Genomic DNA, 19,165 nt, shown 5'->3' on the forward strand with positions numbered 1-19,165 from the left:
ACGCTTGCGAGCGAACCATGGACATCATGCGCCAAAAAGGATCAGACACTGTCTCGCGAAGCGAGGCGATCGCATGATCAGGCACCCCTGGCCGGGAATCATCGAGGCCTACCGGGATCGCGTCCCGGTCCCGGACGGGGCGCAGGTCGTCACGCTCGGGGAAGGGAACACGCCGCTGCTGCCCGCGCGGCACCTGTCGGAGCTGACCGGCTGCGAGGTCCACCTCAAGGTCGAGGGCGCGAACCCGACGGGCTCGTTCAAGGACCGCGGGATGACCGTGGCGATCACGCACGCGCTCGCGAGCGGGCTCAAGGCGGTGATCTGCGCGTCGACCGGCAACACGTCCGCCTCGGCCGCGGCCTACGCCGCCCGCGCCGGCCTCACCTGCGCCGTGCTGGTGCCCCAGGGCAAGATCGCGATGGGCAAGCTCGCCCAGGCCGTGCTGCACGGCGCGCGGATCCTGCAGGTGGACGGCAACTTCGACGACTGCCTCGAGCTGGCCCGCAAGACGGCGGCGGACTACCCGGTCACCCTCGTCAACTCGGTCAACCCGGTGCGCATCGCCGGCCAGAAGACCGCGGCCTTCGAAATCTGCGACGCGCTGGGCACGGCGCCGGACATCCACTGCCTGCCGGTCGGCAACGCGGGGAACATCACCGCTTACTGGGCGGGGTATTCGGAGTACGCGGCCGATGCTGTGGTGAAGAACACGCCGCGGATGTTCGGCTTCCAGGCGGCCGGTGCGGCGCCGCTCGTGCTGGGCGAGCCGGTCCGCGACCCGGACACGATCGCGACGGCGATCCGGATCGGCAGCCCGGCGTCGTGGACCGCCGCGGTGAAGGCGAAGGACGCGTCCGACGGGCTCTTCGAAGCCGTCACCGACGAGAAGATCCTCGAGGCCTACCGGCTGCTGGCGGGGCGCGAGGGCGTGTTCGTCGAGCCGGCGTCGGCCACCAGCGTGGCCGGCCTGCTGGCCACGGCCGCCGACGGCCGGCTGCCGCGCGGGTCTCGCGTGGTGTGCACCGTCACCGGCCACGGCCTCAAGGACCCGCAGACGGCCCTGGCGGGCAACGTCGAGGTCGAGCCGCTCGCGGTGGACCCCTCGGCGGTCGCGGCGGCGCTGGACCTGCGGTGAACACCGCTTTCAGGATCACCGTCCCGGCGTCCACGGCGAACCTGGGGCCGGGCTTCGACGCGTTCGGCATGGCGCTGGGGCTGCACGACGTCGTCGAGGTGCGGGTCACCGACACCGGGCTCAAGGTCGAGGTCATCGACGCGGGCGCGGGCGGCGTCGAGGACGTCCCCACCGACGAAACGCACCTCGTGGTCCGCGCCATCCGGCGCACCTGCGCGCACCTCGGCGTCGAGCCACCGGGTCTGCACCTGCGCTGCTACAACGCGATCCCGCACGCGCGGGGGCTCGGCTCGTCGGCGGCCGCGGTGGTGTCCGGCGTCGCCGCCGGGTACGCGCTGGCGGGCCGGGAGCTCGACGAGCCCGGTGCCCTGCAGCTGGCCGCCGGCTTCGAAGGCCACGCCGACAACGCCGCGGCGAGCCTGTTCGGCGGGCTGGTCGTGGCCTGGTGCCAGGGCGCGGAGTTCCACGCCGAGCGGCTCGCGCCGCACCCGTCGATCCGGCCGGTCGTGGCCGTGCCCTCGGTGCGCTCCGCCACCGCGACCACGCGCGGCCTGCTGCCGGCGGCCGTGCCGCACGCCGACGCCGCGCACAACGCCGGCCGCGCCGCGCTCGCCGTGCTCGCCCTGACGGCGAAGCCGGAGCTGCTGCTCGCCGCCACCGAAGACCGCCTGCACCAGCACTACCGGGCCCCCGCGTACCCGGCCAGCGGCGAGCTGGTGACGACGCTGCGTGCACGCGGGGTCGCCGCCGCCGTCTCCGGCGCGGGTCCCACGGTGCTCGCGCTGACCACGACGGGAATACTGCCGGCGGGGGTCGACGTTGAAGGCTTCGACGTCTTCGAGCTGCCCGTTGATCTAGCGGGTGTGCGGGTTGCGGCTCAGTGAAGGCTGGGTCACGTGCCCGCGGTACGGCCCGCCACGCGGGGGGTGGTTGTTGCACCCGGCACCGGCGCGGTCTACCCTCGGGGGCGTTCGATCACCGTGCGTTTCCGCACCCGATGCCGGTCCCCGGATCGCATCCTTCGTTGATCCGCCGAATCCGCACCGCCTGGCAAGCGGGGTAACGCGGAGGAACGTAGGCGGGTTTCCGGTTTCGGCGGTGCCGAATTCCGTGTCCTCCGAATGGAGGACGCAAACCCCTGTGGTGGAGGCGCTCCAGCTGTGTTTCGCACGGCCGAAGAGCTCATCTCCCGTATCGGGGGGCAGATACGCCGGTTCGCGATCAGAAGCGAGCGGCAGTCCGCTGATCCGCCTGGAGGCGTGGATCGGTCAGGAAGGACATGTGTGAGCAACACCGATCTTTTGAGCGACGTGGGTAGCAGCGCCGCGGAGTCGAACGGCACCACCCCCGCTCCCAAGAAGACGGTCGGCGGGTTGACCGGGAAGACCGTGGCGGAACTGCGTTCGCTGGCTGGGGAGCTCGGCGTCGGTGAGACGACGGGCATGCGCAAGGGCGATCTGATCGCCGCGATCCGTGAGCGTCAGGGCAAGTCTCGCAAGCGTGCGGCGGCCGAGACGCTGCCGCTCGAGGGCGTCGGCGAGCCGGTCAAGGCCACGAAGCGCGAGCCCAAGGCCGAAGCGCCGGCGGCGCCGGTCGAGACCAAGCCGAAGGCCGAGGCTCCGGTGGCGAGCGCCCCGGCAGTGGACGCCCCGCCGCAGGCGGAGCGCCCGCAGCAGGACAAGCAGGACGGCCAGGACGGCCAGCCCGACGAGGGCGGCCGCGGCCGGCGTCGTCGCGGCTCCAACCGCGCCGCCGGATCGCCCGACAGCCAGGCTGGCGGTGACCGCCAGCAGAGCGGTGACCGGCAGCAGGGTGACCGTCAGGGCGGTGGCGACCGTCAGCAGGGCGACCGTCAGCAGAGCCAGGGCGGGAACAACCGCGACCAGCAGCGCCAAGGCGGCCGCAACGACAACCGCCAGGACGGCAACCGCCAGGACGGAAACCGCCAGCGCAACCAGCAGGACGGCGGCAGCCGCGGCCAGGACAACCGCGACAACCGCGCCCAGCAACAGCAGCAGGACGACGACGAGGAAGGCGGCCGTCGTGGCCGTCGCTTCCGCGACCGTCGTCGCCGGGGCACCGGGGGCGGCCAGCGTGAAGCCGGCGGTTCCCCGGACACCGAGATCCGTGACGACGACGTCCTGCTGCCCGTCGCGGGCATCCTGGACGTGCTCGACAACTACGCGTTCGTCCGGACGTCGGGTTACCTCGCCGGCCCGAACGACGTGTACGTCTCGCTTTCGCTGGTCCGCAAGTACGGCCTGCGCCGCGGTGACGCCATCACCGGCAGCGTGCGCCAGCCGCGCGACGGCGAGCAGCAGCGGCAGAAGTTCAACCCGCTGGTGCGCGTCGACTCGATCAACGGCCTGGAGCCGGACGAGGCCAAGCGCCGCCCCGACTTCACCAAGCTGACCCCGCTGTACCCGAACGAGCGGCTGCGCCTCGAAACCGAGTCGCACAAGCTCACGACCCGCGTGATCGACCTGATCATGCCGGTCGGCAAGGGCCAGCGCGCTCTGATCGTGTCGCCGCCCAAGGCCGGTAAGACCACGATCATGCAGGACATCGCGAACGCGATCTCGACGAACAACCCCGAGTGCCACCTGATGGTCGTCCTGGTGGACGAGCGTCCGGAAGAGGTCACGGACATGCAGCGCTCGGTGAAGGGTGAGGTCATCGCCTCCACCTTCGACCGGCCGCCGGCGGACCACACCTCGGTCGCGGAGCTGTCGATCGAGCGGGCCAAGCGCCTGGTCGAGATGGGCCACGACGTCGTCGTGCTGCTCGACTCGATCACGCGTCTCGGCCGCGCGTACAACCTGGCGGCCCCGGCGTCCGGCCGGATCCTGTCCGGTGGTGTCGACTCGACCGCGCTCTACCCGCCGAAGCGGTTCCTCGGCGCGGCGCGCAACATCGAGAACGGCGGTTCGCTGACCATCTTCGCCACGGCGATGGTCGAGACCGGTTCCACGATGGACACGGTCATCTTCGAGGAGTTCAAGGGCACCGGTAACGCGGAGCTCAAGCTCGACCGCAAGATCGCCGAACGCCGCGTGTTCCCGGCCGTCGACGTCAACCCGTCCGGTACTCGCAAGGACGAGCTGCTGCTGAATCCGGACGAGCTGGCCGTGACCGTGAAACTGAGCCGGGTGCTGCACGCGCTCGACTCGCAGCAGGCCATCGACCTGCTGATCTCGCGGCTGCGCAAGACGAAGACGAACACCGAGTTCCTCATGCAGGTCTCGAAGACCGCCCTCGGCGGCAACGAAGACGACTGAGGACTTCGCTCGTAAGTCCGTAAAGGCCCCCTCACCGGTCCGGTGAGGGGGCCTTTACGCGGGCTCCGTCAGGACGGCGGTCCCAACGCGCCGACCAGCTGACCGAACCCCTTGTCCCAGCTCTCCGAGAAGTCGGCGTACTGGAGGCTGTTCGCGATGGTCTCGCCCGGGCCGATCGGGTGGTCCGGCAGCTCGCAGTCCTCGAACACCACCGGCATGAACCACTGCCGGTCGCGCGGCATCAGCCGCAGCTGCTCGACGGCGATGGTCAGTTCCTCGTTCATGTAGGTCCGGCTCTTCCAGTACCGCGGCGAGAAGCACGCGACGAAGGAGTCGCCGTTCAGGATGGCGTCGCGGATCGCCGACTTCCAGCGCATCCCGGGCGCGAGCCGGTCGCGGTCCATCCACGTGTCGTAGCCCGCTTCGCGCAGGCCGAGCACGAGGCGGTCGACTTCGTCCTGGTCCTCTTGGACGTAAGACACGAAAACGCGCTTGCGCGGGGGCTGCCCGGGCTCGGACACGGTGAAAGCCTCCTCGTGGCCACCGAGGACGACGCGGTCCAGGCGGCCGGGCGCGGTGAACAGGGGCAGGTGACCGGGGAGCTCGTACGGCAGCCGGAACGCCACCGGGGCTTCCTCCGCGTCGACGGTGTCGGTCAGGGTCCGGGCCGGCTCGCCGAGCTCGCCGGCCGGGGCACCTTGGCCGTGGGTCAGCTCGAGCCAGCCACGGTCCAGGGTCGCGAGGTTGCGCGTGACGGTGGGCAGCTCGGCCGGGGCGACCGGGCACACGACCCCGCCGGTCGCGGCGGCGACGAGCTCGGCGAACGCCGGGTCGAGGGAGCCGGCCGAGACGATCGAGACACGGAGGCGGAAGCAGCGCCCGGTGTAGCGGCGCGCCGCATCGGAGTAGCGGCCGGCGGCCTCCCGCGCGAACGGGTCCGGCGGCGATCCGACGTTCCAGATCGGGTTGCCGGACCGTCCCGCGGCGAGCCCGGCGTAGACCCCGGCGAGCCACGTGAGGTGCGGGGTCAGCTGGGCGGGCACGGACCACGGCTCGAGGTGGACGGCCACCGTCGTGGGCGCGGACTGGCCGGCGAGCGCGTGCCAGACCGTCTCCCAGCTGGTCGCTCCCGCGGTCAGGGGGGTGATCGCCGCGTCGACCCGCCGGTGGGTCTCCCGGGGATCGCGCCAGGCCCACCGCAGCCGTTTCCGGACCTCGTAGGCCGCCTGTGGAGTCCCGCCCGGGTGGTGCAGGAGCCGGCGCACCTCGCCGTCGTCGAGCACCGGCTCCGCCACGACGTGACCGGGCATGGCGGCGAGCCGGTCACGCAGGGCCGCGGCCGCCGTCACGACGGCATCGCGGTCGGAGCCGTGGGTCCGGGCGAGGAGGACGCAGGAGAGCGCCTCGCCGTCGTTGCTGCCGAAGCGCAGCTCCCAGCGGGCGTGCTGCTCGGTCGTCCAGCGCCCGGAAATCCACGCCCGCTCCGCCACGGCCAGCTGGGCCAGCCAGCGCTGCTCGTCCACCTCGGGGTAGGCGAGCGTCCGGGAGAGCGTGGTGGCGGGCCGCAGCAGCAGTGCCGCCCACGCCCAGTGCGCGCCCGGCCGGGACTCGACCGCGACGCCCGGCGGCGTCACGGCTGCGGCACGGCGGGCACGGGAGCCTCGGCGAAGCCGGACTCCTCCAGCGGCGGCAGGCCCTGCGGGAAACCGTATTCGGCCGGCACCCACTGGCCTTCGGCGGCGCACAGCAGGCCTTCCCGGCAGGCGGCGTGCACCGCTTCGCGCATGGCCCGCACCGGCTCGGTGCGCATCATCTCGCGTTCGATGTCGTAGTGGCCGGCCATGCTGTGGACCAGGTCCGCGAAGAACTGCGCGACCAGCGCGGTCCCGCGGCGGGCCCGCCACATCGTCCAGCCGAGGTAGAGGCTGGTCCCGTAGGCGAACACCGAGACGTAGGCGGTGTAAGGGCCGTGGGAGACGACCAGCCGGTTGCTGATCGAGGCCGAAGCGGAATGGATCCGCCGGACCCGCCAGCGCACCGGGAACTGCCGCCGCCACAGCACGCCGAAAATGTGGCTGTACGCCGAATCGGCCCGATCCGCCCGGTCGGCGAGCAGCACCCGCCATTCCGCGATCGGTTCGGTCACCTTGGTCAGCAGCAGGACGAACCAGAATACGAAAAACGAAACAAACCCGCCGATCACGGCGACGACGAAACCCGCGCCCGCTCCGGCCGCGGAGCTGCCGTATCCGGACGATGCCGACGCTCCCACGCTGACGATCGAGATGATCGCGGCGAGCACGAAGAAGAACGACCCGACGACGGCCGAGGCGACGAACGCCCGTAGCCACATGGCGAAGAGGGTGCGCCAGCCCACGCCCTCGGCCATGCCCAGTTCGACGGGGATGTGCCGCAGCGTCTTGTCCAAATAGGCGGCGTTGCCGTCGGCCGGCGGCCAGGACATCACCTGCGCGCCGTTCACTGCAGTCATTGTGTGATCCCTTTCCTCGACGCACAGAAGTAGCGGACCGCCGGGTTTTTGTTATTCACGCGCCCGAGATTCACCCGATCAGGGCAGGCGCCCGCCGGGGCCCCCGAGCAGTGGCAGGGCAGTGACGGGTGTCACTTCGAAGGGCCCGGAGGGGCCCCGGGCGCGGTCCGGAATACCTGGTCAGCGGGGTGCGTTCCAGTGATCGTCAGCCCGTCTGGCAGAATTACCCGCTGAAGTCCGGCGCCGGTTCACCCCGCGAGAACGACTGGGGACCCGGAGCCAACGAGAGAGGACACCATGAAGAGCGGTATTCACCCCGAGTACGTGGTCACGAACGTGAACTGCGACTGCGGCAACAGCTTCACCACGCGCAGCACCAAGACCAGTGGCGACATCCACGTCGAGATCTGCTCGAACTGCCACCCGTTCTACACGGGCAAGCAGAAGATCATGGACACCGGTGGCCGGGTCGCGCGCTTCGAGGCTCGCTACGGCAAGCGGCAGAAGAAGGACGCCGACGCCAAGTAGCTTTTTTCACGGCGCCCACCCGCACGCGCGGGTGGGCGCCGTTGCTTTGGACGGCCTCGCCGTCTCGAACCGGGCTGAGAGGTGGCACAGGTGGATTCGAGCTCGCTCAAGGGGCTGCTCGCCGAACACGCGGAGCTGGAGACCCAGCTGGCGGACCCGGCGGTGCACGCCGACCAGGCGCGCGCCCGCAAGCTCGGCCGCCGCTACGCCGAGCTGACGCCCGTGGTGCGTGCCGTCCACGAGCTGGACACCACCCGCGACGACCTCGCGGCCGCCCGGGAGATGGCCTCGGAGGACGCGGAGTTCGCGGCCGAGGCCGACGAGCTGAGCGCGCGGATCCCCGACCTGGAGTCGAAGCTCACCGAGCTGCTGCTGCCGCGCGACCCGTACGACGGTTCCGACGTCGTGATGGAGATCAAGTCCGGCGAGGGCGGCGAGGAGTCGGCCCTGTTCGCCGGCGACCTCCTGCGGATGTACCTGCGCTACGCCGAGCGCCACGGCTGGAAGGCCGAGGTCCTCGACTCGGTGGACTCCGACCTGGGCGGCTTCAAGGACGTCACGCTCTCGATCAAGACGAAGTCGGCCGTCGTCGACGGCGTCTGGTCCCGGCTGAAGTTCGAAGGCGGCGTGCACCGCGTCCAGCGCGTGCCGGCGACCGAATCGCAGGGCCGGATCCACACGTCGGCGTCCGGGGTGCTGATCTACCCGGAGCCGGAGGAGGTCGAGGTCGAGATCGACCCGAACGACCTGCGCATCGACGTGTTCCGCTCGTCGGGCCCGGGTGGCCAGAGCGTCAACACGACCGACTCGGCGGTCCGGATCACCCACCTGCCGACCGGCATCGTCGTTTCCTGCCAGAACGAGAAGTCCCAGATCCAGAACCGCGCGCGGGCCCTCCAGGTGCTGCAGGCCCGGCTGCAGGCGGTCGCGGAGGAGGCGGCGGCGGCGAAGGCGTCCGACGCCCGCAAGTCCCAGGTCCGCACGGTCGACCGGTCGGAGCGGATCCGGACGTACAACTTCCCGGAGAACCGGATCTCGGACCACCGGGTGAACTACAAGTCGTACAACCTGGACCAGGTTCTGGACGGGGACCTGGACGGCGTCTTGGATGCCTTGGCGACGGCCGACCGCGAAGAGCGCCTGGCCACCTCCGCCGGCTGACCGGCGCGGTCAGGGGATCGCGGCCTCGATCTGCGCGAGCTGGGCGGCGAGGAGCTCTTCGAACGCGGCGCGGCGGTCCGCCCCGAGGGGGCGCACTTCGCGGGCGAAGTGGGACAAAGCCGGGAAGTGTTCGGGGTCGGCGCCCAGTACCGCGACGCGGAACTGTTCCATGCCCTGTTCGTGCTCCGTGGGGGTCACGGTGTCGACCCCGGCCTCGGCGGCGATCAACGCCGCGATGAGGATCGCGAGCCGGTGGTAGCGCGCCGGGATCTCCTCGTCGGGCAGTCCCGACGTCCGGAGGGCCTGCAGCACCTCTTCCATGACGAGCCGGGATCCGGTGCCGCCGGACGCGTAGCGTCCCCAGATCGCGGCGATCTGCGGGTGCCGGCCGAACGCCTCCCGCAGGCGCAGCGCCGTGGCGGTGAGCCGCTGTTTCCAGTCGCCCTCGGGACGGTAGCCGTCCATGGCGGACACGAGGATCCGGTCGGCGACCGCGCGCAGCAGCTCGGTCTTGTTGCGGAAGTGCCGGTAGAGGCTGGAGGAATCGGTCCCCAGCGCCGCGGCGAGCTTGCGCACGCTGAACGAGTCGGCGTCGCCGGTGCTCAGCAGCTCCGCCGCCGTGTCCAGGATTTCTTCGGTCGACCAGCGCCTTCGGCCTGTCATCTCGCCCCTCTCGTCGGTGTCGCCCTAGCCTATGCACTTGCTGTTGCACGCGGTGCGTGCATAATGAGGACATCGCTGGAACACACACTGGGGAGAGGACACCTGTCGTGCCGAAACCATGGGATTTCGCCGGATTGAACGCCGCCCTCGAGAACGTCCACCGCGCCGGGATGCCGGGCCTGTTCGCCGAGGTGCGAGCCGGTGACCACGTCTGGCGCGGCGCCGCCGGGGTCGCCGACGTCGCCACCGGCCGCCCGGTCACCGTCGGCCTGCGGCACCGCGTCGGCAGCATCACGAAGACCTTCACCGCCGCCGCGGTGCTGCGGCAGGTCGAGGTGGGGCAGCTCGGGCTCGACACCCCGATCGGCCACTACCTGCCGCGGCTGGTCCCCGGCGAACGCGGTGACGCGATCACGGTCCGGATGCTGCTCGACCACACCAGCGGGCTCGCCGAGTACCTGCCCTTCGCGTATCCCTCGCTCAGCGCGTTCCCGGACCTGGCGAAGACCGGGCCCGAAAGCTTCGACGACCACCGGTTCACCCGGTTCGAGGCCGCCGAGCTGATCGCGCTGGGGGTCGCCGCACCAGCCGTCGGCACCCCGGGTGGTGCGCCTGGGGTGTACTCGAACACCAACTACCTGCTCTTGGGCGAGCTCTTGGAGCACGTGACCGGTACCGCGGCCGAGAAGCACATCACCCAGGACGTCATCGAGCGCGCCGGCTTGCGCGACACCGGATTCCCGGAGGGAACGGACGTCGACGGGCCGCACTCGCGGCTCTACGAGGCGTGGTTCGGCATGATCGACCCGCCGCGCGACTACAGCATCTTCGACATGTCGTGGGTGGGACCGGCGGCCGCGCTGGTCTCGACCGTCGCGGACCTCAACCGGTTCTTCCGCCTGCTGCACGCGGGCAAGATCGTCAGCCGGTCGTCGCTGGAGCAGATGCGGCGCACTGTCCCGGTCATCTCGCAGGAGGGCAAGCTGATCGACTACGGTCTCGGCCTGCACCCGGTGGAGGCGCCCGGCCAGGCCACCTTCTGGGGCCACGGCGGCACGGTCTGGGGCGGCGGGGCGCTCGCCATGATCCGCGCCGACGGCGAACGGCAGCTGGCCGTCGCGCTGAACCTCCAGAGGTGGAACCGGCTCGACTCCGCCGGTGTGCCGCAGCCACACCCCATCGACCAGGCGCTCGCGGCGTTCCAGCAGATGGCGATGTACGGATGACCCCCGCACCCTGACGCCGTGTCGACTCCGCAATCACACGTGTCGGCGCTCCAGTCACGGGAGTCGACCCTTCCCGCACATCGCAGGCGGGGTTCGCCGTGATCAGGGCGCCGACACGCGTGATCCAAGGGTCGACACGGCAGCCGTCAGCGGACGGCGGGCTGCTCCGGCTCCCGGAAGGCGTCGAAGACCTCGGTCACCGGCTCCACCTCTTCCTCGGGCTCCGGTGCGGCCGGCCGGGGGAAGAAGCTCAGCACCGCGAACACGAAGGCCAGGAACGTCGGGAAGAGCGTCAGCAGCTGGTGCTTCACGCCCTCCACGCCCTCGCCGAGCGCCGACAGCCCGAACTGGCCCACCGCGAACAGCAGCAGGAAGAACACGACGACGCCGTACTCCCGCGCGCGACGGCGGAACGCCCGCACCCCGGCCCAGCCGATCAGCAGCCAGAAGGGCACCAGCACGAACAGCCCCAGCGGCGCCGCCAGCGCGGACAGCCCGGAGAACACCGGCACCCGGTACTCCTGGGCCATCTGCGGGAACCCGGCCGACTCGGCGAAGCTGCCCAGCCGGGACGGGCGCGCGGTCAGCGTGTCGACCGCGCCCTGCTGGAGGATCTGCAGCGTGCGCGTCGGATGGCCCGTGTAGTACTGCACGACGTTGCGGCGGCTGATCTTGTCGCGGAAGCCGTTGTAGTCCGCGTCCGTCCACGGGTGCGCCGCCCACCAGCCGGTGCCGATGAACTTCTTCGCACTCGACGGGAGGCCCAGCGCCGCCAGGTCGGCGTCCGTGTCGTGCTTGCCGTCCACGATGCTGTCGAACACCACGTGGTACATGTTCGCTTCGCGGTACTCGGCGTTGGCCGGGTCGCCGTGGGACTGCACCGCCGCCGTCCCCGCGCCCACGACCACCAGCACGCCCAGCGGCAGCAGCCACCGCGCCCAGCCCCGCTTGCCCAGCGGCCGGAGCAACGCCAGCGCCACCACGAACAGCGGGATCAGCAGCAGCGTCTGCGACTTCGCGTTGATGCCGATCAGCGCGCCCACCACGGTCAGCGCCGCGCCCCAGTACCGCGCCGCGCCCGTGCGGTTCATCAGCAGCAGGCCGCCGGTCATCAGCAGCATCCCGACGAACCCGGCACCCTCGCTGAGCACCGACGCGAAGTAGCCGAAGAACGCCGAGTCGGCCATGACGAGCAGGAGCAGCACCGCCGCGATGACGCGGTTGCGGCGGCTCAGCTCCAGGCCGAGGACCGTCGCCGCGACACCGGCGGCGATGAGCACGGACGTGATCGCGCCGAGCACCAGCAGGTTGAGCTCCGCCGACGAGCCGAGCACCTTCCCCAGCTTGCTCGCGAACCAGTCGAGCCACGCCTGGCTCGAGATGTAGTCGCTCTTGCAGGCCGACCCCGGCCCGTAGCTGAAGTGCACGTAGAACTCGGATTTGAGCTCCGGGTGCCGGCCCCCGAGGTCGCACAGCAGGCGCCAGCCGTCACCGTTGTCAGCCATCCCGACCGGCCTCGGCACGAGGAACCGGACCAGCAGGACGCCCAAGGAAAGGACGAAGACGCCCAAGCCGAAGCGCAGTTCACGGAATCGCACTCGGAAGAGCGTACGAGATCACGCAGAGTCGGCGGGCGCTGCACCGGGAATGGGCGAAACCGGACGGTGGCGGAACACGACGTAGTGGTAGAGCAGGTAGTTCCAGAACAGCCCGACGACGATCGCCGCGCCCTTCGGCACCAGCAGGTTGACGCCCGGGAACAGGTGCCCGACCAGCTGGATGACGGAGAACTGGACCACCCAGAGCCCGAACGCCGTCACGCCGAAGAACAGCAGCGCCTGGCGGCGGAGGTCGCCGTCCTTCGCGCGGAACGTGAAGTTCCGGTTCAGCGTGAACGACAGCAGCATGCCCGCCGTCGTCGAGATGAAGTTGGCGACGAACGTCGGCACGCCCACCGTCGCCAAGAGCGCGTAGCCGAGCGCGTCGACGAGCGTGTTGCCGATCCCGACGATCCCGAAGCGCACCTGCGTGGCCGTGACGAACCTCATCGGGCGGCGCTCCGGTTGTCCTCGGCGGCTTCGGCCGCCGAGGGGACGCCCGTGCGCACCGACGCCACCGTGTACAGCGGCCGGTTCTGGACCTGCGAATACGTCCGGCCGATGTAACTGCCGAGCACGCCGAGCATGATGATCTGGATCCCGCCGAGGAAGAACATCGCGATGGTGATGAACGCCCAGCCGGGCACCGCCGTCTCCGGCGCGAACAGCTTCACGCCGACGACGTAGAGCACGCCGAGGAAGCTCAGCATCGAGATCAGGTACCCCATCCGCGTGATCATCCGCAGCGGTGTCGTCGAGAAGCCGAGGATGCCGTCGGCGGCGAAGCGCAGCATCTTCGTCAGCGGGTAGCCGGTGACGCCGGCGTTGCGCTGGTCGCGGTCGAACAGCACCGCCGTCTGCCGGAAGCCGACGTAGCTGACCAGGCCGCGCAGGAACCGGTCGCGCTCGCGGTACTTGCGCAGCTCGTCGACGACCTTGCGGTCGACCAGCCGGAAGTCGCCGGTGTTCTTCGGGATCTCGACCGCGGCCATCTTCTGGAGGAACCAGTAGAACGCGCTCGCGGTGAACCGCTTGAACGGCGAGTCCCGGCGCGAGCGGCGCTGCGCGTAGACGACCTCGTAGCCCTCTTCCCACTTCTCGAGCAGCTCGAGGGCCACCCGCGGCGGGTCCTGCAGGTCGCTGTCCATGATGATCGTGGCGTCGGCGTCCACCAGGTCGAGCCCGGCGGTGACGGCCATCTGGTGGCCGAAGTTGCGGGACAGCTCGACGACCGTGACGCGGGGGTCGCGCGCCCCCAGCTCGGTGAGCCGGTCCAGGGAGGCGTCCCGGCTGCCGTCGTCGACGTAGATGAAGCTGAAGTCGTACCGCCCGGCCAAGGGCGCGATGACCTCGTCGACCGTGCGGTGCAGCAGGTCGATGTTCGCTTCCTCGTTGTAGATGGGGAAGATGAACGCGACCCGGCGGCGCGTGGTCGGCTCGGTCGGCACTGGCGCTCCCGGGGGTCGGCGTCTCGGGCATCGGCGACGCTGCGGCCAGGATATCCGCGCGGTGGCGGTGCCGGGAGCGTCCCCGTGCGGATCCATTGTGGCGGTGACCGGCGTTTCGTGGCTGTTTATCACGCTCGTGAGGGCGGCTCGATACGCTGGACGGCGTAGGACCGGCGCGTGTCCTGACGGGGGAGTTCCGCCTGGTGTGCCAGGCTTGACGAGGTGAAGGACGACGAGTGAATCGGCAGCCGCTGCGCCTGGCCATCATCGAGGCCACCCGGATTCTCGAACGCGCCGGCGTCGCCTCGCCGCGGTTCGACGCCGAGGTGATCGCGGCGCACGTGCTGGGGGTCGAACGCGGCCGGCTGCCGATGGTCCCGCTGGTCGACCCGCCCGTGATCGAAGCCATCGGGCAGCTCGTCCAGCAGCGCGCGAAGCGGATCCCGCTGCAGTACCTGACCGGCTGGGCGGCGCTGGGCGACATCACGGTCGCCGTCGGCGCGGGGGTGTTCGTGCCGCGCCCGGAGACCGAGCTGCTGCTCGAGTGGGGCGTGAAGTTCCTGCAGGGCCGCGAGTTCCCGGTGGTGGTGGACCTGTGCACCGGCTCCGGGGCGCTGGCGCTGGGGGTGGCGCACGCCCGGCCGGACGCGGTCGTCTACGCGGTGGACGTCGACCCGCAGGCGCTGGCCTGGGCGCGGCACAACGCGGACGTCCACGCGGACGCGGGCAACACCCCGATCCGCCTGTATTCGGGCGACATCGGCGACCCGACGATGTTCGCCGAGCTCGACGGCCTGGTCGACCTGGTGCTGTGCAACCCGCCGTACGTCCCGGAGGGCACGCCGGTGCCCCCGGAGGTCGCCGAGCACGACCCGCCGCGCGCGGTGTTCGCGGAAGAGAGCGGGCTGGCGGTGATCCGCCACGCGATCGCGGCGGGGTCGCGGTTGCTCCGGCCGGGAGGCGGGCTGGCGATCGAGCACGACGACACGCACGGGTCGGCGGTTCCGGCGTTGGTACGGGCGCGACGGGTGCTGACGGGCGTCGAGGGACACGCGGATCTGGCCGGGCGGCCCCGGTTCGTCACGGCCCGGCGGCTCGGCTGAGCGTGTGATCTTCGCGGCAGGCCGCGCTGGACGCCCGCGACGCGGCGCGCAACGCGCGTGACGTCGCCGAGGCGGAACTGCGGGCCGGGGACGCCGCGAAGAAGGCCGGGGAGGCCGCGAATTCCGCGGGCCGGCACGCCGCGGACGCGTTCATCTCCCTGAGCAGCTACACGGCGGAGCAGGGGCGGAGATCATGAAGGTGATCCGGCAGAAGCTGACGGCCGAGGCCGCCGAGTGGTTCCCGGACGACGAAGGGGCGCGGGGTGTCGTCGCCGAGCTCGTGGAGATGGTCGAGGAAGCCGAAGCTACCCCCTCGGAGTGATCGGAACCGGCGGGGGCCGCGGCCCCCGCCGGTTCACGTCAGAACCCGAACGCCGTGCAGCTCGCCGTCGCGGTCTTCGACGGGTCGCTCACCGATGTCGCCGTCAGCTTCACGCGGGCCGCCAGGTCACCACCAGCACCGCGCTTCGCGTACGCCGGCACCTTCACGTGCCCGCCGAACTTCGCCGTCGCCAGCTCGTTCGGCAGCCGGACCTCCCAGCCGCGGGCGTCCGTCGACGCGCTCAGCCGGTACGTGTCCGTGTCGTACGGTGCCTTCGCGCCCTTCGCCGACCCTGTGTTGATCAGGCCGAAGTCGCAGGTCGCGAGACCGCCTCGGGCGAACGCCGGCAGCGCCGGGGTCACCGCCGCGCCGCGCGCCTGGCTGCCCGAGCCGTCCAGCGAGGCCACCGTCACCGTGTACGACAGGACGCCGCGGCGGTCGCGGGCCAGGTCGGTGATCAGGAACCGCAGCCGGTTGGCCTGGTCGGTGTACTCGTACGGGCTCGACGCCTCGGTGCCCGCCTTGAACAGGGCGTCGTTGAGCTGCCGGTAGTCCCCGATGGTGATCTTCACCGGCGTGCCGTCCGGCTTCGTGTAGTCGGTGATGCCGATGTCCTGCGGGTTCGCGTCGATCACCCAGTCGAAGGGCGCGTTGTCCTTGTTCTTCGTCTTGGTGATCATGACGCCGGAGTCCGGCGCGAAGGAGTCCGCGCCCATCCGGTCGACGACCTCGACGGTGTAGTTGTCGTAGCCGCCGCCGTCGCAGAACGGGTCCTTGGCGCGGTCGCACTTCGGCGCCTTGTCCCCGCCGGTCAGCTTGATGTTCAAGCCGGTGAACGCCCCCGGCTGCGCCTCCGTCTCGCGCGCCGTCAACCGGGCCGACACCGGACCGGAGGACGCCAGCGCGTCCCGGTCCAGCTGCAGGACGTCCGCCGGGTCGACGATGCCGAGCTTCAGCTTGTTGCGCAGCTGGTGCTGCGCGCCCATCGAACTGCCCTGCGTCGCCGGGATCTGCCAGCGCGTGTGCGGGCCGCCGGGGCCGTTGAACGTGCCGCGCGACAACATGTCCCACGGCCCGCTGTAGCTGCGGGACGGCGGGACGCCGAACGGGTTGTTGTAGTTGTCGCCGATGCCGAGGATGTGGCTGAACTCGTGGGCGTAGGTCGACTGGCCGGAGCTTTCGGCCTGCACCGAGCTGCCGTCCTGCGCGTTCGGCCAGATGCTGGCGGCCGACTTCCACGACGTCCACGGCACGTACCGCGTCGCCGCGTAGTCGGGCAGGTCGTGGTTCGGCGGCCCGAACGCGTCCGGCACGCTCTCCTTGGTGCCGAACTTCATCTCCCCGAACTCCTGCCAGGTCGAGCTCTCGTCCTGGCCGGCGGAGAGGTAGAAGACGAAGTCGAACTGGTTCGCGGTGTCGCCGACGTCGGCGCGCCAGGCGTCCCCGGCGTCCTTGCGGATGTCCCGGTCGCAGTTCGCGGCGGGCGGGCACGCGCTCGGCTGGAACTCCATGCCGTACTCGTAGGACTGCCCGGGCATCCGGTACGGCCCGAACGCGGTCAGCTGGACGCCGAAGCGGCCGCCGGAGTCCTCCATCCAGTACTCGTTGATGGTGTGCCCGTTGTTGAGCGCCTCGGGCTTGTTGAGGAAGTCCTGGTAGTACTGCGCGACGCCGGCCCGCGGGATGTTCGCGGCGGTCGGCGCGGGGTTGCCGAACACCGTCGAGTTCGCCGGCTGCGTGACGACGAAGTCCTGGTCGGGGTAGTCGGCGAGGACGACGGCCCCCTTGAACGTGCGCTGGGTCGGCTTGAGCGAGGGGTCGGCCCAGTTCGTCCCGGGCACCTTCTTGTAGTCGGACCAGGTCATGTGGTCCTGGTTCTCCCAGTGGGCGGCGTCGATCGGGGCCGGCCAGCCACGGGTCAGCGGCTCGGCGGCGGCGGTGCCGGCGCCGAGCCCGGTGAGGACGGCGACCGCGGCGAGCAGGGCGAGCGCTTTCGGGGTTCTGGGGCGCATCTGCGGCTCCTTCACTGGGAACCCACGGGGGTGGTTCCCGGTGATCGACCGTATTGAGCCGCACTGCCGGAGTTCTGCCTCGCGGCGAGGTTTACCCGCTTGCTCCACGACGAAAGTCTGGCCGGTTGTCGGCCCGGCGCGTGCCGCGAATGACTCATTCGCGGCGCCGGAGGTCGCGAATGACTCATTCGCGACGTCCGGCCCTCGGCGGTGCTTCCGGCCGGTGTGACGCGGCGAACGCCCGTTCCGGCGGCCGGACTACGCTTGGCGCCCATGAGCGTGGTCTACGACTGCAGCAAGCGGGAGTCCCGGGCCGACGGACTGACGGCGGCCGCGGGCGCGGTGCGGTCGAGCAGGCTGGTCGTCCTGCCGACCGACACGGTCTACGGCATCGGCGCCGACGCGTTCGACGCGGGTGCCGTCCAGGCGCTGCTGCGCGCGAAGAACCGCGGCCCGGACATGCCGGTCGGCGTGCTCGTCGGCTCCTGGTCCACTGTGGACGGTCTGGTGCTCGGCGTGCCCCCGCAGGCGCGCGCGCTCATCGAAGCGTTCTGGCCGGGCGATCTGTCCATCGTGCTCCCGCACGCGCCGAGTCTGCAGTGGAACCTCGGCGACGCCCGCGGCACCGTGATGCTCCGGATGCCGCTGCACCCGGTGGCCCTGGAACTGCTGCGCGACGTCGGCCCGATGGCCGTCTCGAGCGCGAACGTCTCGGGCCGGCCGCCGGCCAGCACCGCGCAGGACGCCCAGGAACAGCTCGGCGACTCGGTCGCGGTGTACCTCGACGGCGGGTCGAGCGGCGAGCCCGTCGCGTCGAGCATCGTGGACCTCACCGGCACCGAGCCGGTGGTGCTGCGCGAGGGCGCGGTGAGCAAGGACGCCATCGCGGAGGTGCTCGGTGTACCCGCGGAATCGTTGGCCTGAAGCCGGATCAAGCGGTCTTCCGCGGCACGATAGCGTGTCGCGGGTGACCCCGACCCCGCGAGCGTGACGCACCCGTGCCGCCCACATCCGGTCTTCTCCCCATCCGGGAATACATCCTCGTCGCGCTGACCGCGGCGGCGGTGACCTACCTGCTCACCGGCGTCGTGCGCCGGCTGGCGATCCGCGTCGGCGCGATCGCCAACCCCCGTGCGCGCGACGTCCACGTCGCGCCGATCCCGCGGATGGGCGGCATCGGCATCTTCCTCGGCGTCGCCGGCGCGATGGGGCTGGCCCACCAGCTGCCCGCGCTGTCGCACGGCTTCGACGCGTCGTTCGACTCGGTCGGCGTGCTGCTCGCGGCGGGCGTCATCTCGCTGATCGGCGCGCTCGACGACCGGTTCGAGCTGGACGCCTGGACGAAGCTGGCCGGCCAGGTCATGTGCGCCGGGATCCTGGTCATCTTCGGCGTGCAGTGGGTGTCGTTCTGGGTGCCGTGGGGCGGCAACGCCGGCTCGTTCGGCTCGGTGCTGGTGCTCGACAAGAACCAGGGCGCGCTGCTCACCGTGGTGATGGTCGTGGTGATGGTCAACGCGATGAACTTCGTCGACGGCCTCGACGGGCTGGCCGGCGGCCTCGGCTTCATCGCGGCGGCGGCGACGTGCGCGTTCTCGCTCGGGTTGCTGGACAGCTCCGGCGGCGACGTCGGCACGTACCCGCCGGCGCTGATCGCGGCGACGCTCGCCGGCGCGTGTCTGGGGTTCCTGCCGTACAACTTCCAGCCCGCGAAGATCTTCATGGGCGACTCCGGGTCGATGATGATCGGCCTGATGCTCGCGGGCGCGACGACGTCGGCGTCCGGGCGCGTGCCGTACCCGCAGTTCAGCGGCAAGGACGCGATCGCGCTGCTTTCGCCGCTGGTGGTCGTGGCGGCGGTGCTGTTCGTGCCGCTGCTGGACCTGATCATGGCGGTCATCCGGCGCACGCGCCGCGGCGAAAGCCCGTTCGCGGCGGACAAGATGCACCTGCACCACCGGCTGCTGGAGATCGGCCATTCGCAGCGTCGCGCGGTGCTGCTGATCTACTTGTGGGCCGGGATCCTGGCGTTCGGCGCGGTCTCGGTGACGCTGTTCGACGACGCGGCGGCGCTGTGGATCATCGGGGTCGGGCTGGTGTTCGCGGTGCTGGTTTCGATCGTCCCGCGCCTGCGTTCGCGCAACCAGGCCGGAACCTGACCAGGCGCGTTCTCTACACTCGGAAGCCGAACCGAGCAGGGAGC

The 19,165-nt window shown here is 70.9% G+C and carries 17 protein-coding genes; 10 read left to right on the forward strand and 7 right to left on the reverse strand.

Going from position 1 to position 19,165, the window contains the following annotated elements; translation table 11 throughout:
- The first annotated feature begins 73 nt into the window (after positions 1-73).
- The 3 genes from thrC to rho all read left to right on the forward strand — a co-directional run bounded on the left by thrC (position 74) and on the right by rho (position 4,413).
- Positions 74-1,135 carry a threonine synthase gene (gene thrC / locus AB0N03_RS00870; protein WP_364363257.1) on the forward strand — a complete coding sequence of 354 codons (1,062 nt, stop codon included), beginning with the start codon at positions 74-76 and terminating at the stop codon, positions 1,133-1,135.
- Entirely contained in the window at positions 1,132-2,019 is an 888-nt protein-coding gene (gene thrB / locus AB0N03_RS00875) for a homoserine kinase (RefSeq protein WP_364363260.1), read from the forward strand. Before thrC ends, thrB begins: the two co-directional genes overlap by 4 nt.
- A gap of 399 nt (positions 2,020-2,418) precedes the next feature.
- Positions 2,419-4,413, forward strand: coding sequence for a transcription termination factor Rho (gene rho, locus AB0N03_RS00880; RefSeq protein ID WP_364363263.1), 1,995 nt, complete (start codon positions 2,419-2,421; stop codon positions 4,411-4,413).
- A 68-nt stretch (positions 4,414-4,481) separates the two neighbouring features.
- Here rho and AB0N03_RS00885 read toward each other — a convergent pair whose 3' ends face one another.
- Positions 4,482-6,047 carry a toll/interleukin-1 receptor domain-containing protein gene (locus AB0N03_RS00885; protein ID WP_364363266.1) on the reverse strand — a complete coding sequence of 522 codons (1,566 nt, stop codon included), beginning with the start codon at positions 6,045-6,047 and terminating at the stop codon, positions 4,482-4,484.
- The gene (locus tag AB0N03_RS00890) at positions 6,044-6,904 is read right to left on the reverse strand and encodes a hypothetical protein (protein ID WP_364363269.1); all 861 of its coding nucleotides are present in this window, start codon (positions 6,902-6,904) and stop codon (positions 6,044-6,046) included. The genes AB0N03_RS00885 and AB0N03_RS00890 overlap by 4 nt, the downstream gene beginning before the upstream one ends.
- 297 nt (positions 6,905-7,201) lie before the next feature.
- Between AB0N03_RS00890 and rpmE the strand changes: the two genes are divergently transcribed.
- Positions 7,202-7,432: a 50S ribosomal protein L31 gene (gene rpmE, locus AB0N03_RS00895; protein ID WP_284744227.1), complete on the forward strand. Its 231-nt coding sequence runs from the start codon at positions 7,202-7,204 to the stop codon at positions 7,430-7,432.
- A gap of 90 nt (positions 7,433-7,522) precedes the next feature.
- Positions 7,523-8,593, forward strand: a complete 1,071-nt coding sequence (gene prfA, locus AB0N03_RS00900; RefSeq protein WP_364363273.1) for a peptide chain release factor 1 — start codon at positions 7,523-7,525, stop codon at positions 8,591-8,593.
- A gap of 9 nt (positions 8,594-8,602) precedes the next feature.
- Here prfA and AB0N03_RS00905 read toward each other — a convergent pair whose 3' ends face one another.
- Positions 8,603-9,256, reverse strand: a complete 654-nt coding sequence (locus AB0N03_RS00905; RefSeq protein WP_364363276.1) for a TetR/AcrR family transcriptional regulator — start codon at positions 9,254-9,256, stop codon at positions 8,603-8,605.
- Positions 9,257-9,363: 107 nt separating this feature from the next.
- Between AB0N03_RS00905 and AB0N03_RS00910 the strand changes: the two genes are divergently transcribed.
- Entirely contained in the window at positions 9,364-10,482 is a 1,119-nt protein-coding gene (locus AB0N03_RS00910) for a serine hydrolase domain-containing protein (protein WP_364363279.1), read from the forward strand.
- Between the two features lie 146 nt (positions 10,483-10,628).
- Here the strand turns inward: AB0N03_RS00910 and AB0N03_RS00915 are convergent, their stop codons facing one another.
- Genes AB0N03_RS00915 through AB0N03_RS00925 form a run of 3 tightly spaced genes read right to left on the reverse strand, consistent with a single transcriptional unit; the run spans position 10,629 to position 13,528 of the window.
- A complete protein-coding gene (locus AB0N03_RS00915) occupies positions 10,629-12,080 on the reverse strand; it encodes a hypothetical protein (RefSeq protein WP_364363282.1) in 1,452 nt (483 codons plus the stop codon).
- Positions 12,081-12,098: 18 nt separating this feature from the next.
- Positions 12,099-12,530, reverse strand: a complete 432-nt coding sequence (locus AB0N03_RS00920; protein ID WP_364363285.1) for a GtrA family protein — start codon at positions 12,528-12,530, stop codon at positions 12,099-12,101.
- Positions 12,527-13,528 carry a glycosyltransferase gene (locus AB0N03_RS00925; protein ID WP_364363288.1) on the reverse strand — a complete coding sequence of 334 codons (1,002 nt, stop codon included), beginning with the start codon at positions 13,526-13,528 and terminating at the stop codon, positions 12,527-12,529. The genes AB0N03_RS00920 and AB0N03_RS00925 overlap by 4 nt, the downstream gene beginning before the upstream one ends.
- Before the next feature lie 236 nt (positions 13,529-13,764).
- Here AB0N03_RS00925 and prmC point away from each other — a divergent pair, with 236 nt between their 5' ends.
- Positions 13,765-14,631, forward strand: a complete 867-nt coding sequence (gene prmC / locus AB0N03_RS00930) for a peptide chain release factor N(5)-glutamine methyltransferase (protein ID WP_364363290.1) — start codon at positions 13,765-13,767, stop codon at positions 14,629-14,631.
- Positions 14,632-14,824: 193 nt separating this feature from the next.
- The gene (locus AB0N03_RS00935) at positions 14,825-14,953 is read left to right on the forward strand and encodes a hypothetical protein (protein WP_364363293.1); all 129 of its coding nucleotides are present in this window, start codon (positions 14,825-14,827) and stop codon (positions 14,951-14,953) included.
- Positions 14,954-14,991: 38 nt separating this feature from the next.
- Here AB0N03_RS00935 and AB0N03_RS00940 read toward each other — a convergent pair whose 3' ends face one another.
- Positions 14,992-16,965, reverse strand: coding sequence for a M6 family metalloprotease domain-containing protein (locus AB0N03_RS00940; protein ID WP_364363296.1), 1,974 nt, complete (start codon positions 16,963-16,965; stop codon positions 14,992-14,994).
- 273 nt (positions 16,966-17,238) lie between these two features.
- On the opposite strand from AB0N03_RS00940, the gene AB0N03_RS00945 reads away from it, so the two are divergent.
- Together AB0N03_RS00945 and AB0N03_RS00950 are read left to right on the forward strand one after the other, a co-directional pair.
- The gene (locus AB0N03_RS00945; RefSeq protein WP_364363298.1) at positions 17,239-17,889 is read left to right on the forward strand and encodes an L-threonylcarbamoyladenylate synthase; all 651 of its coding nucleotides are present in this window, start codon (positions 17,239-17,241) and stop codon (positions 17,887-17,889) included.
- Between the two features lie 74 nt (positions 17,890-17,963).
- Positions 17,964-19,121 (forward strand): MraY family glycosyltransferase, encoded by a 1,158-nt coding sequence (locus AB0N03_RS00950; RefSeq protein WP_364363301.1) that lies wholly within the window; start codon positions 17,964-17,966, stop codon positions 19,119-19,121.
- The last annotated feature ends 44 nt before the right edge of the window (positions 19,122-19,165 follow it).

The organism is Amycolatopsis sp. NPDC051061 (assembly GCF_040682935.1).
GTDB lineage: Bacteria > Actinomycetota > Actinomycetes > Mycobacteriales > Pseudonocardiaceae > Amycolatopsis.

Bases quoted from the DNA above. Each gene is read 5' to 3' on its own strand.
- AB0N03_RS00890 (WP_364363269.1), bottom strand. From the start codon at position 6,904: ATGACTGCAGTGAACGGCGCGCAGGTGATGTCCTGGCCGCCGGCCGAC.
- rpmE (WP_284744227.1), top strand. From the start codon at position 7,202: ATGAAGAGCGGTATTCACCCCGAGTACGTGGTCACGAACGTGAACTGC.
- thrC (WP_364363257.1), top strand. From the start codon at position 74: ATGATCAGGCACCCCTGGCCGGGAATCATCGAGGCCTACCGGGATCGC.
- AB0N03_RS00935 (WP_364363293.1), top strand. From the start codon at position 14,825: ATGAAGGTGATCCGGCAGAAGCTGACGGCCGAGGCCGCCGAGTGGTTC.
- AB0N03_RS00920 (WP_364363285.1), bottom strand. From the start codon at position 12,530: ATGAGGTTCGTCACGGCCACGCAGGTGCGCTTCGGGATCGTCGGGATC.
- AB0N03_RS00945 (WP_364363298.1), top strand. From the start codon at position 17,239: ATGAGCGTGGTCTACGACTGCAGCAAGCGGGAGTCCCGGGCCGACGGA.
- AB0N03_RS00905 (WP_364363276.1), bottom strand. From the start codon at position 9,256: ATGACAGGCCGAAGGCGCTGGTCGACCGAAGAAATCCTGGACACGGCG.
- AB0N03_RS00940 (WP_364363296.1), bottom strand. From the start codon at position 16,965: ATGCGCCCCAGAACCCCGAAAGCGCTCGCCCTGCTCGCCGCGGTCGCC.